This is a genomic window from Paraburkholderia fungorum (assembly GCF_046027215.1).
GTDB classification, from domain to species: domain Bacteria; phylum Pseudomonadota; class Gammaproteobacteria; order Burkholderiales; family Burkholderiaceae; genus Paraburkholderia; species Paraburkholderia fungorum_D.
In genome coordinates this window covers 1,011,448-1,023,909 of sequence record NZ_JAQQEN010000001.1, presented here as the reverse complement: position 1 = coordinate 1,023,909, position 12,462 = coordinate 1,011,448, and the positions used below count along the sequence as shown (strand labels likewise).

The 12,462-nt window shown below is 62.7% G+C and carries 9 protein-coding genes; 5 read left to right on the top strand and 4 right to left on the bottom strand.

All coding sequences use genetic code 11. The features are described 5' to 3' along the window. Nucleotides 1–96 precede the first annotated feature (96 nt). Together PQR27_RS04580 and PQR27_RS04575 are read left to right on the top strand one after the other, a co-directional pair. Nucleotides 97–651, top strand: coding sequence for an ester cyclase (locus PQR27_RS04580; protein ID WP_408522540.1), 555 nt, complete (start codon nt 97–99; stop codon nt 649–651). Between the two features lie 88 nt (nt 652–739). Further along, nucleotides 740–1,060 (top strand): hypothetical protein, encoded by a 321-nt coding sequence (locus PQR27_RS04575; protein ID WP_408522539.1) that lies wholly within the window; start codon nt 740–742, stop codon nt 1,058–1,060. A gap of 33 nt (nt 1,061–1,093) precedes the next feature. Here PQR27_RS04575 and PQR27_RS04570 read toward each other — a convergent pair whose 3' ends face one another. The 3 genes from PQR27_RS04570 to msbA form a co-directional block, all read right to left on the bottom strand. Next, on the bottom strand, nt 1,094–1,939 hold the full coding sequence (locus tag PQR27_RS04570) for a glycosyltransferase family 2 protein (RefSeq protein WP_408522538.1): 846 nt from the start codon (nt 1,937–1,939) through the stop codon (nt 1,094–1,096). A gap of 63 nt (nt 1,940–2,002) precedes the next feature. Next, the gene (locus PQR27_RS04565) at nt 2,003–2,926 is read right to left on the bottom strand and encodes a glycosyltransferase family 2 protein (protein WP_408522537.1); all 924 of its coding nucleotides are present in this window, start codon (nt 2,924–2,926) and stop codon (nt 2,003–2,005) included. Between the two features lie 446 nt (nt 2,927–3,372). Next, the gene (gene msbA / locus PQR27_RS04560) at nt 3,373–5,166 is read right to left on the bottom strand and encodes a lipid A export permease/ATP-binding protein MsbA (protein WP_408522536.1); all 1,794 of its coding nucleotides are present in this window, start codon (nt 5,164–5,166) and stop codon (nt 3,373–3,375) included. A 173-nt stretch (nt 5,167–5,339) separates the two neighbouring features. Here msbA and PQR27_RS04555 point away from each other — a divergent pair, with 173 nt between their 5' ends. After that, complete coding sequence (locus PQR27_RS04555) at nt 5,340–6,101, top strand: glycosyltransferase family 2 protein (protein ID WP_408522535.1); 762 nt, start codon at nt 5,340–5,342, stop codon at nt 6,099–6,101. Between the two features lie 13 nt (nt 6,102–6,114). Here PQR27_RS04555 and dnaE read toward each other — a convergent pair whose 3' ends face one another. Continuing rightward, nucleotides 6,115–9,693 (bottom strand): DNA polymerase III subunit alpha, encoded by a 3,579-nt coding sequence (gene dnaE / locus PQR27_RS04550; protein ID WP_408522534.1) that lies wholly within the window; start codon nt 9,691–9,693, stop codon nt 6,115–6,117. A 420-nt stretch (nt 9,694–10,113) separates the two neighbouring features. On the opposite strand from dnaE, the gene PQR27_RS04545 reads away from it, so the two are divergent. Then, a complete protein-coding gene (locus tag PQR27_RS04545; RefSeq protein ID WP_408522533.1) occupies nt 10,114–10,977 on the top strand; it encodes a sulfurtransferase in 864 nt (287 codons plus the stop codon). A 255-nt stretch (nt 10,978–11,232) separates the two neighbouring features. Continuing rightward, nucleotides 11,233–12,114, top strand: a complete 882-nt coding sequence (gene gluQRS, locus PQR27_RS04540; protein ID WP_408525402.1) for a tRNA glutamyl-Q(34) synthetase GluQRS — start codon at nt 11,233–11,235, stop codon at nt 12,112–12,114. Nucleotides 12,115–12,462: the final 348 nt, after the last annotated feature.

Here is a 12,462-nt window from a genome sequence, read left to right as displayed (position 1 = left end):
TAAAAATGAAAATCCTTTAAACAGGAGACCGATTATCAAATCCGGCGATTAGCCAGAGAATGCACCTCATCCACTCACCACTTCTCTGAGCCAGCCATGTCCACCACGCGATCCACCCTGTCCACCATCGCCCGTCACGCACTGATTGCCGCCGCCCTCGCCGGCGCAGCGGGCGCCCACGCTGCCAGCGCGGACAGCTTGCCCGTTCCGCACCACATCGCCGTCGACTCGAGTTCGGCAAAAAGCGCCGCCGTCGTGCTGACTGCGCGCCGCTACGCCGCGTTCTGGAATACCGGCGACGAAATCTACGCGAAGCTCGCGCTGTCGCCGGATTTTATCGACCGCACCTTGCCGGACGGACGCCCGCAAGGCCCCAATGGTCCGCTGCAGGCGTCGAAAGGCTTTCGCGCGGCCGTACCCGACCTGCACGCCGAGATCGACGACCTCGTAGTAGCCGGCGATCGCGCCTCGGTGCATCTGCATTTCTACGGACACTTCACTGGGCAGTTCCAGAATCTCAAAGGCGCGGGCCAGACGGTCGACTTTCAGGCCTTCGATCTCTATCGCGTAAAGGATGGCCGGATCGTCGAAAACTGGCACCTCGAAGACAACCTGACGCTGCTCAAGCAACTCGGCGCGATCAAGTCATAGTGGTTTTGCCGCATCCGTCTTCGAGCCCGCTTGGCGCCGAAATCACCTAGACTTTTTGGGAGACGCGCGACATAAAACGGAGCCGGCCATGTCCGATGAAACCGCCCCCTGGCAGACGGTGGAATACGAGGGTTTTGAAATTCACGTGGCGCCGTTCCCCAAGAACCCGCCCGACGCAGCGAATCCACCGGCGGTGGCCGATAACCGCTACACGTATGTCGGTTACGTCTGTCATCCGGGCGCCGACCCGACGATTCCCGGGCATTCCGTACCATTTCACGCGGACGGCGAAGAGAGCTTCGCCGGTCACGACGAAGCGCTGTATGAAGGGGTGCACGTAGGGCGCAGCATTATTGAAGGCACGCATCCCGACTTGTCCGTGCTGCCACTGGTGACGGGCGGCGTGTGACGCACGCGTATCCACTCGCGCGCGTCTCTGGTGTCAACTGAACGCGCGCTTGATGCGTGACTTGAGCAGCGCGCGCCGCAAGCGGCCGGTCTGCTCGGGGTCGCTCACAGCCTGGCCGCCGTCGACCGGCGTGCCGCGCCGCAGGTAGTAGCGATCGAAAGTGGCTTGAGTCATGCCCCACTTGTTCAGAAACTGGCGGCGTCCGTCGTTCTTGACGACCTTGCCGGTGCTCTTCTGCTGGAAGTGATACACGAGACTGTCGCCGACGCCGAGAAACACCCGGCACCCCGCGTCCCACAGTTTCATCGAGAAATCGTTGTCGCTGCTCATCCCGGGGCTCAATTCGCTGCTGTAGCCCCCCACCTTATGCCACCAGTCGCGGTGCACGAGCGTGGGCGGCCATGTGGCGCCGCGCCAGTCGGCACGCACGAGTTTGGGCGTGGCGGCCACCAGTTCGTCGGCGCGGAAATTCTCGACCTCGCGGCCGAAATTCTGCACGACCACGCACGGGTTGCCGCTGTCCACCGGTTCGATCATCGTGCCCGACAGCATGAACAGGTTGTCGGCCGGCATCTGCGCGAGGCGCTTGACGAGCGCATCGTCCCAGCCGGGGCAACAGTACATGTCGTCGTTCATGTAGACGATGAAATCATGCGTGGCGCGCGCCGCCGCCAGATTGACCGCGTGACAGATGCCGATGTTGCCCGGCGACGCGGTGTGTTCAATGCCTTCGTCGCGGACCCAGGCGAGCGAGCCGTCCGAGCCGTCGTTGACGTGCACGATGATCTGATGCGCGTGCGTCGAATGGCGCCGCAGGCTGTCGATCACGAGCCGCAGGTAAGGCAGGTTGTTCCAGGTCGGGATGATGATTGAGAACATCGAATGTGAATTCCGTGGTGGTTACCCGGTAAGCAGAGCGAGCCTGACCGGCAGCGGTCTGGATCAATTGCCGTCGGGCTTGTCGTCGAACGGCGTCATCAAGGTGAGCTTTGCCGGAAGATCCGGCTCCCAGCCTTCGAGGTCCTCGAACGGATACCGGCCGAGTGCATGGAGCGCGCGCTTGAAGCGGCTTATGAAGGGCGCGCGCGGAACATTGGGCAGCGTGCCCGGCGCGGCGGAAGCCGTCTGCCGGATATAGTCGCGCGTGAAGTCGCGCTGCGAAATGCCCCACTTCATCAGAAACTCGCGGCCTCCACGGTTGCGGCGGATGCGGCCGGTCGATTTGCAGCCAAAGTGATAGATGCGGCTCGCACCGACCGACCGAAACACGCGGCAGCCGACCAGCCATAACTTCATCAGGAAGTCGTCGTCGCTACTCATGCCGGGGCCGAACTCGATGCTGTAGCCGCCCACCGCGTGCCACAGTTGACGGCTGACGAGCATCGGCTGCAAGGCGACGCCGTGGCGATCGGCCGACTTCATGTTCGCTGTGTAGGCAAGCAGCCGCGCTTCGTCGAAATTGTCCGGCCCGGTGCCAAAATTGGCGGCGATGACATTCCCATTGCCGGTATCGATCGGCTCGATCAGCACCGAAGACAGATATGCCGAAGAATGGCCGAGCGTGCGCAGGCTGGCCTCGAATGCGAGATCCCAGCCCGGCGTGCAGAACATGTCGTCGTTCAGGAACAGGATCCAGTCGCGCGTGGCCAGCCGTGCAACATCGTTCAGCGCCAGACAGACGCCGACATTGCCTTCGCTGCGCGTATGGCGGATGCCTTCCGAGCGCACCCATTCGAGCGTGCCGTCGCTGCCTTCGTTGACGTGCACGATGATCTCGTGGTCGAACGCCGAATGGCGGCGAATGCTGTCGATACACAGCTTCAGATACGGCAGGTTATTCCAGCTCGGAATCAGGATACTGAACATGAGGTGGCAAGGTAATTCATTGAAGACGACCGCGCGATATCGGCACGGTCCAACTGGAGCGACGACAAGCCAGGCCGGGCTTTCGGCAAGGCCGGCAATGCAAGCGACATAACCGCGGCTGCGATCGACAACGCGCTCCCGGCACCGTGTGTCAGCAAGGTAGCCGACAGGTACGTAAGCAGGAGTGACGCTGGCAGCAGGCTTCGTAGGTTGACGCTCAGGGAAGAATTTTTGGCGGGCGTCGACATGTCTCTGGAATTTGACCGGTCAGCGCAACGACTGGCGCGCGCATCCGGATACAGTGGCGGCTCCATTGTACCGGGTTCCCGTTCTTATCCGTTTAATCAGGCGGCACGCACGACCCCGTCCTGCGGCAACGATTCGCGGCCCGCTGTCGCAATGGAAAACCGGGGCATTGGAGCGTGTGTCGCCGATGCCCGCGCGGTTCACGCCGCGTTCTGCTGGAACTGGATGCGATGCAAGTGGGCGTACAGCCCGTTTTGCGTGAGCAGTTCACGATGACTGCCCCGCTCGACGATCCGCCCTGCTTCCATGACCAGAATCCGGTCCGCGCGCTCGATGGTCGACAGACGGTGCGCGATCACGAGCGTCGTGCGGCCCTTCATCAAGGTTTCCAGTGCGGCCTGCACATGGCGCTCGGACTCCGAATCGAGCGCCGACGTGGCTTCGTCGAGGATGAGAATCGGCGCGTCCTTGTAGATCGCGCGCGCGATTGCCAGACGCTGCCGCTGCCCGCCCGAGAGCATCATGCCGTTGTCGCCGACCAGCGTCTCGATCCCGTTGGGCATCGCCTCGACGGTGTCCCACAGATTGGCCGCGCGCAGCGCCGCCTTGACCTTGTCCGGATCGGCCGTCTGGCCGTACGCGACGTTGTTCGCCACGGTGTCGTTGAACAGCACCACGTCCTGGCTCACCATCGCGATCTGGCTGCGCAGCGCGTGCAGGCCGTATTCGGGCAATGCGACGCCATCGACCAGAATCTGGCCGCCGGTCGGATCGAAAAAGCGCGGCAGCAGATTCACCAGCGTGGTCTTGCCGCTGCCCGAGGGACCGGCCAGCGCGACCATTTCGCCCGGCGCCACCTTGAACGACACGTGATCGAGCGTGTGGCGGTTTTGGGTGGCGTTGCTGCCGTACACGAACGACACGTCGCGGAATTCCACTTCACCTTGGGCGCGCTCGAGCGACTTGCCGCCGCCGGCCGGCTCGGACGGCTCGTCGATCAGACCGAAGATCAGTTCGGCCGCGGTCATGCCGCGTTGCAGCGGCTGGTTCACGTCCATCAGGTGCTTCAGCGGCGAGATGATCAGCAGCATCGCGGTGACGAATGCGACGAAGCCGCCCACCGTGGTCTGGTCCGACGACGACTGCACCACCGCGATCGTAATCACCACCGCGAGCGCGATCGACGCCAGGAACTGCGTCAACGGCTGCGCGAGGCCGCCGGAGACGGTCATCCGCATCGCGTAACCGCGCAGACGGCGGCTCATCGACGTGAAACGATCGATCTCGTACTGCTCGCCGTTGTGTACCTTGACGACCTTGTAACCGCCCACCGTTTCTTCGACGATGTACGACAGTTCGTTGGTCAGCAGCTGATGCTCGCGATTCAGGCGCCGCAGACGGCGGTTGATCTTGCCGACCAGCCAGCCGATCCCCGGCAGCAGCACCGCGACGATCAGCGTCAGGCGCCAGTTCAGATAGAACAGGTAGCCGAGCATAAACAGTACCGTCAGCGAATCGCGCACCAGCGTGACCAGCACGCTTAGCAGCACGTTGAGAATCTGGTTCACCTCGAAGACGATCGCGTTGATCACCGTGCTCGCGGTTTCGCGCTGGAAAAACGCGACGCTCGTGTGGATCATCCGGTCGAACATCTTCAGGCGCAGTTCGAGCAGGATCTTGTTCGACACATACGCGAGCAGATAGCCGGAGGCGTATTGCGACACGCCGCGGATCAACGCCAGGCCGATCACCGCGACCGGCACAAACCACTTGGCGTTGTCACTGGCATGCGCGCCGAAGCCCTTGTCCAGAAGCGGTTTGAGCAGCGCGGGGATGGCCGCGTCAGTACCGGCGCTCACGGCCATCGCAGCGATCGCACCGATCAGCACCCACAGGAGCGGCTTGACGTACGGCCACAAGCGCCGCAGGAGGACGGTAGGCGAGGACGCCTCACCTGAACCGATGGGTTTGCTTAACGTTGGCTTCGCGCTCAAGGAATCCTCTGGGAATGCGGGACGGCATATGCGCCTTGGACGGAATGTCTGCCGCGCGGAATATCAAAGACAGCATTGTAAACGCTCGGGCATGGCGAAGCGCAGGCGAGCGCGTGTGCTGTGTATACTTGCGCGACCCATTCCGTCACTCTGTCCCTCCACGCAATTCAGGTATGCAAGAAACCACCCTCGGCGTCGCCATCATCACCAAAAACGCGGCGGCGCGACTGGCTGAATGCCTGCAAGCGGTGGCCTTCGCCGATCAGATTGTCGTGATCGACGGCGGCAGTACCGACGGCACCGCCGGGATCGCCCGCGCGCACGGCGCCCGCGTGCTGGAGCAGACCGATTGGCCAGGCTTCGGTCCGCAAAAAAATCGCGCCGTGGATGCGCTGACCACGACCTGGGTTCTCTCGATCGACGCCGACGAGATCGTCTCGCCAGAACTGGCGGCAGCGATCCGCCAGGCCTTGACCGCACCCGTTGCCGAGGTGTACGCGGTGGACCGGCTGTCGAGCTTTTGCGGCCACTGGATTCATCACAGCGGCTGGTATCCGGACTGGATTCCGCGCCTGTTCAAACGTGGCGCGGCGCGCTTTTCCGACGACCTGGTCCACGAGCGCCTGGTGTTCGACACGCCGGCGCAGCGCCTGACCGGCAAGCTGATGCACTACTCGTACGAAGACTTCGAGGGCGTATTGCGCAAGCTCGACGCTTACTCCACGGCGGGCGCGCAGCAACGTCATGCGGCGGGCAAGCGCGGCAGCTTCGGCAAGGCACTTGCCCGCGGCGCCTGGGCGTTCGTGCGGACCTATGTCTTGCGGCGTGGATTTCTCGACGGCCGCGCCGGCTTCATGATCGCGGTGTTCAATGCGGAAACGGTGTACTACCGGTTTCTGAAGCTGGCACGGCTGGGAGAGAAGGCGCGGCGGTAGTCCGCCGGCAGCCTCAATAGACGATTTCGATCGAGCTTCCCGTGAATTCGCCGCGCAAGGCCGCGAGCAGTTCGTCGGTCGGCTTCACACGCCATGCGTCGCCCAGGCGCATTTCTCCTTGTGCGTTCTCGCTGCGGTAGACCACCTGCACGGCCAACCCGTTCGGAATCTGCACGGCCTGACGCTGACGACCGTTGTCGCCCCCGCCATAGCCACCGCTGCGCCCACCGCCGCCACCGCCGCCGCGCGATGAAGCGGCCGGTGCCGCCGCGGCTTGCGGCTCGTCCTTACCCGCGCTATGCGCTTCGAGCACGCGGCGCAACGCCAGTGCGTCCGCATTGCCGTTCATCTGCACCTTGACGGCTTCCGCATAACGGCAGCGCGCACGGCCGAGATCCATGACCGTATCCACGGTGAAGCGGATGCCGCCCGTGAAAGCGTCGTTACGGGCCTGACCTTGCACGACCAGTAATTCGTCTTCCTTGAACAACTGCTTGTGCGCTTCGAAAGTCTCGTTGAAGACGGTGACTTCGCACTGGCCCGTACCATCGTCCAACAGCGCGATCAGCATCTTGCCGCGCTGGGTCATCTGCGTGCGCAGCGACGCGATCACGCCAGCGACCAGTTTGTCACGCCCTTCCTTCAGCTCGCCGATCTTCTGGCGCACGAAGCGGCGCACTTCGTCCTTGTAGGCATCGAACAGGTGCCCCGACAGGTAGAAACCGAGCGCGGCCTTCTCTTCCTGCAACTTCTTTTTCTCGGGCCATTCCGGCTCGTCGACCAGTTCGTGACCTTGCGACGGCGCGTCGCCCATGTCGAACAGACCTGCCTGCATGGCGTTGGCGCTCGCCTGCTCCGCCGCTTCCATGGCCAGCGACACCGATGCGATCAATTGCGCGCGATTCGCATGCAGGGTGTCGAAGGCGCCGGCGCGGATCAGCGCCTCCACCGTGCGGCGGTTCACTACACGCCGGTCGATCCGGTTGCAGAAATCGAAGATGTCGATAAACGGACCGTCTTCGCGCGCGCGCAGAATTTCTTCGATCGCGTTCTGCCCGCTGCCCTTGATCGCGCCCAGACCGTAGCGGATCGTTCGCGAGCGCTTGCCATCCGCTTCGGCGACCGGCTCGAAGCGATAGGCGGACAGATTGACGTCCGGCGGCAGCACGGCCATCTTGTTCGTCAGGCAATCTTCGAACAGGATCTTGACCTTGTCGGTATCGTCCATGGCGAGCGACATATTCGCCGCCATGAATTCGGCCGGATGGTGCGCCTTCAGCCACGCCGTGAAATACGCGAGCAACGCATAGGCCGCGGCGTGCGACTTGTTGAAGCCGTAGCCCGCGAACTTTTCCATCAAGTCGAAGATTTCGTCGGCTTTCTCGGCGGTCAGGCCGTTCTTCGCGGCACCCTCGCGGAACAACGCGCGGTGCTCGGCCATTTCCTCGGCCTTTTTCTTACCCATCGCGCGACGCAGCAAGTCCGCGCCACCAAGCGAGTAGCCGCCGATGATCTGCGCCATCTGCATCACCTGCTCCTGATAGACCATGATGCCGTAGGTCTCTTTCAGGATGGGCTCGACGCGCGGATCGGGATACTCGACCACTTCGCGGCCGTGCTTACGTGCACAGAAGCTCGGGATCAGGTCCATCGGGCCCGGACGATACAACGCCACCAGCGCGATGATGTCCTCGAAACGGTCTGGCTGGGCGTCTTTCAGCATGCCCTGCATGCCGCGGCTTTCCAGCTGGAACACGGCGACCGTATTCGCTTTCTTCAGGATCGAGAACGATGCCGGATCGTCGAGCGGCACTTGCGCGAGCGACCAGTCTTTCTTCGACGGATCGAGGCGGCGAATGTAGCGCTCGGCCCAGTCGAGGATCGTCAGCGTGGTCAGACCCAAAAAGTCGAACTTCACAAGACCGACGGCTTCGACGTCGTCTTTGTCGTACTGGCTCACGACGCCGCTTTCGTCGCCTTGCGTGTAGAGCGGGCAGAAATCGGTCAGCTTGCCCGGCGCGATCAGCACCCCGCCCGCGTGCATGCCGACGTTACGCGTCAGGCCTTCCACACGTTGCGCGAGTTCGAGCAGCTGATGCACTTCGTCTTCATTGTCGAAGCGCTCCTGTAGCAGCGGCTCTTCCTTCATCGCGTCCGCGATCGTGACGTGCTTGCCTGGCTTGAACGGAATCAGCTTCGCGATGCCGTCCGTGAACATATAGCCGAGATCGAGCACGCGGCCGATGTCGCGCACCGCCGCCTTCGCCGCCATCGTGCCGAAGGTGGCGATCTGCGAGACGGCGTCCGCGCCGTACTTTTCCTTCACGTACTGAATCACACGGTCACGGCCGTGCTGGCAGAAGTCGATGTCGAAGTCGGGCATCGACACGCGTTCCGGATTCAGGAAACGTTCGAACAGCAGGTTGTAGCGCAGCGGATCGAGGTCGGTCACGCCGAGCGCGTAGGCGACCAGCGACCCCGCGCCCGACCCCCGGCCCGGTCCCACCGGCACGCCATTGTTCTTCGCCCAGTTGATGAAGTCCGCAACGATCAGGAAGTAGCCCGGAAAGCCCATCTTGATGATCGTGCCGCATTCGAATTCGAGGCGCTTGTAGTACGTTTCGCGCTGCGCGTCGCGTTCGGCCTCGACTGGATACAGCTGTTCGAGGCGCTTCTCCAGCCCCTCTTTCGATAGCTGCACCAGGTAGTCGTCTAGCGACATGCCGTCTGGCGTGGGGAACAGCGGCAATTTCGGCTTGCCGAGTTCGAGCGTCAGATTGCAGCGTTTGGCGATTTCAACCGTATTGGCGAGCGCCGACGGAATGTCCGCGAACAACGCGGCCATTTCTTCCTGCGTTCGGAAGTACTGCTCGGACGTAAAACGCTTGGAACGGCGCGGATTCGCCAGAATGTCGCCTTCGGAAATGCACACGCGCGCTTCGTGCGCGGTGAAATCGTCCGGCGTCATGAACTGCATGGGGTGCGTGGCGACGACCGGCAATTTCAGCGACGCCGCGAGCGCCACCGCCTGCTGGACATACGGCTCGCCGCCCGGCTGGCCACAGCGCTGCAATTCGATGTAAAAGCCGCCCGGAAATACCTTCGCCCAGCGCAGCGCGTTGCGCCTGGCCGCCTCTTCGTTGCCGGCGGCGAGCGCGAGCACGACATCGCCCTGCTGCGCACCGGATAGTGCGAGCAGACCTTCAGCCAGACCGGATTCGAGCCAGCCGGCCTCGACTTCCGCGCGGCCGCGATACTGATTTGTGAGCGAGGCCTTGCTGAGCAGCTCGCACAGATTCAGGTAGCCACGCCGGTCTTTGACCAGCAACAGAAGACGCGAGGGCTTGTCGCGGTCGTCCGGATTGGTGATCCAGACGTCGCAGCCGGCAATGGGTTTGACCCCTTTGCCACGGGCTTCCTTGTAAAAACGGACGAGGCCGAACGCGTTGCCGAGGTCGGTGAGGGCGAGCGCACCCTGACCGTCTTTGGCAGCGGCCTTGACGACGTCGTCAAGACGCACGATGCCGTCGGCAATCGAGAATTCGGAGTGAACACGGAGATGAACGAAGCGGGGATCTGACATGGGCGACATTGTAACTCCACCCTTCCGGAGTTTTCCGGCCAAAACCGCGCGTTAGCCGTTCGGCTTAGGCCTTGGCCGCGCGAGCGCCACGCACCGGTGTTTTGCGGGCCGCTGTGGGACTCGGCGACTGCACGCGGGCGATACACCTTGCGTGCTCGAACGGACCCACCGCAGCCAACGCGGCACGATATCTCACGCGCCAAAACGCCCGGCCCCGAAGCGAATGTGGGGCAAATCCGGCGCAAGTTCGCAGGCCATTTGCGCTGCCGCAATGGCTTGGCCATTCGGCCGAGTCGGGCGAATGGCCAGCTTGAGGGATAATACGGGTTTCGCCTATTCGAAGTGGCCGCGCCGCATGGAGTCCGAATGCGGGCGAATCAATGCGCCCCTTTTTCGCGCCGCCGGCCACCTCTTACCGCTGGACAATTCATGAGTATCGTCAATCTCGCCGCCTATCATTTCGCGACCATCGAAAACACCGCCGACTGGCGCCCGCTTGTCACCGAGCGCTGCAATACGCTCGGCTTGCGCGGCACCATTCTGCTGGCGCCGGAAGGCGTCAACCTGTTCGTCGCCGGTACGCGCGAGGCCGCGGACGCGTTTATCCACTACATCCGTCACGACGCGCTGTTCGAAGGCAAGTTCGCGAATCTGCAATTCAAGGAAAGCCTGTCGGAAAAGCAGCCGTTTCGCCGCATGCTGGTCAAGCTCAAGCGCGAGATCATCACAATGAAAAAGCCGGCCATCCGCCCCGAACTGGGCCGTGCGCCGTTCGTGGACGCGCCCACGCTGAAAGGCTGGCTCGACCGTGGCCATGACGACGCGGGCCGGCCGGTCGTGATGCTCGACACGCGTAATGCATTCGAAGTGGACGTGGGCACCTTCGAGAACGCGCTCGACTACCGCATTACGAAATTCAGCGAGTTTCCCGAGGTGATCGAACAGAACCGTGCTGATCTTGAAGGCAAGACGGTCGTGTCGTTCTGTACGGGCGGGATTCGCTGCGAGAAGGCCGCGATCCATATGAAGGAAGTCGGCATCGAAAACGTGTACCAGCTCGAGGGCGGCATCCTGAAGTATTTCGAGGAAGTGGGCGGCGCGCATTATCACGGCGATTGCTTCGTGTTCGACTACCGCACCGCGCTCAATCCGCAACTGGAACCGACCACGACCGTGCAATGCTTTGGCTGCCGCGCGGTGGTGATGCCGGGGGCGCAACAATCGCCGCTGTATGTGGCAGGCAAGACGTGCCCTGAATGCCACCCTGACAGCAAGGCCGCGCACGCCGCGTGATGACGGCGCCCGGCGTCGCACCATAGCGGCCGAGCGCACACCGAATGGCCGACACGCAGAGCGCTGCAACGGCATGCAACGCGATCGGCGTGGAAACGGCTACGGCTACGGCTACGGCTACGGCTACGGCTACGGCTACGGCTACGGCTACGGCTACGGCTACGGCTACGGCTACGCAATGGTATGCGACCAACTGCCGTCGCGCGGGTGGACAAGACCGCGCGGATTGCCGTCAATAACCTACCGACGAATCTCATGAACTATCGCGGACGTTTCGCACCGTCACCCACGGGGCCATTGCATATTGGCTCGCTGGTGAGCGCGCTCGCGAGCTGGCTGGATGCGCGTGCGCATGCTGGCGCATGGCTTGTGCGTATTGAGGACATCGATGGCCCGCGCACGGTCCCGGGCGCCGCCGAGGACATTCTTTCGACGCTTGAGCGTTTTGGTATGCGTGCGGACGAGCCGCCCGTGTGGCAAAGCGAGCGCATGGCGCGCTATCGAGATGCGCTGGAACAGTTAAAGGCTGACGGCCTGGTTTATCCGTGTGGCTGCACGCGCAAGGAGATTGCCGATTCGCTCCTGAATACGCACGCGCGCAACACCACGCTCGCCTACCCTGGCACCTGCCGCGGCGGCCTGCACGGCAAGCCTGCGCGCGCATGGCGTTTGCGCGTACCGGACGGCGAGGCGGCCGTGATCACGTTCCAGGACCGTTGGCAGCGTCTGCAGACGCAGAACCTGGCCACTGAAGTGGGCGACTTCGTCCTGAAACGCGCGGATGCCCAATGGGCATATCAACTGGCGGTGGTGGTTGACGACGCCGACGCCGGGATCACGCACATTGTGCGAGGCGCGGACCTGATGGACTCGACCGCACGTCAGATTTATTTGCAGCGATGCCTGGACCTACCGACGCCTGAGTATTTGCATGTCCCCGTAGTCACAAACGACCATGGCGAGAAATTGAGCAAGCAGAACGGCGCAACCGCGCTGGACGCGAACACCCCCCTGGACGCACTAACTGCGGCGGCCCACCACCTGGGCCTTAACATAGGCGACGTTAAACAGAAAACGCTGGACGACTTTTACGCAACCGCAACGGCGGCATGGGCCAGGCGAATGGGGATGCGGTAGGAATAGGGATGCGGTAGAAACGGCGAGACGCTTGAACAAGGCGCTAGCGAAGAAGAAAACTCAGGCAACAAACCAAGCCGCAGCACCAGGCAAAAAAAACCAAAACAGGCAACCAACCAGACCGCTGGTTTAATGAAGTACCGCGACAGCGCGCGCAGCGCCGCGGGAGGCATGACGGCCTGGTCACTCACGTGGAAGGGTACGCGGGCTCAATCTCTACGGAGCCAAGATCCCCTCCAAGCCGCGGACCCACTTAAGAATTGGCGGTTTGAGCCGCTTTCTTTTGCCTACTTTTCTTTGCGGCGGCGCCCCGAAGGAAGTCCACTTGGTGGGCAAAGAAAAGTAGGT

Excerpts from the sequence above, each read along its gene's own strand:
- PQR27_RS04580 (WP_408522540.1), top strand. The coding sequence starts at position 97 with ATGTCCACCACGCGATCCACCCTGTCCACCATCGCCCGTCACGCACTG.
- PQR27_RS04575 (WP_408522539.1), top strand. The coding sequence starts at position 740 with ATGTCCGATGAAACCGCCCCCTGGCAGACGGTGGAATACGAGGGTTTT.
- PQR27_RS04570 (WP_408522538.1), bottom strand. The coding sequence starts at position 1,939 with ATGTTCTCAATCATCATCCCGACCTGGAACAACCTGCCTTACCTGCGG.
- PQR27_RS04565 (WP_408522537.1), bottom strand. The coding sequence starts at position 2,926 with ATGTTCAGTATCCTGATTCCGAGCTGGAATAACCTGCCGTATCTGAAG.
- PQR27_RS04555 (WP_408522535.1), top strand. The coding sequence starts at position 5,340 with ATGCAAGAAACCACCCTCGGCGTCGCCATCATCACCAAAAACGCGGCG.
- dnaE (WP_408522534.1), bottom strand. The coding sequence starts at position 9,693 with ATGTCGCCCATGTCAGATCCCCGCTTCGTTCATCTCCGTGTTCACTCC.
- PQR27_RS04545 (WP_408522533.1), top strand. The coding sequence starts at position 10,114 with ATGAGTATCGTCAATCTCGCCGCCTATCATTTCGCGACCATCGAAAAC.
- gluQRS (WP_408525402.1), top strand. The coding sequence starts at position 11,233 with ATGAACTATCGCGGACGTTTCGCACCGTCACCCACGGGGCCATTGCAT.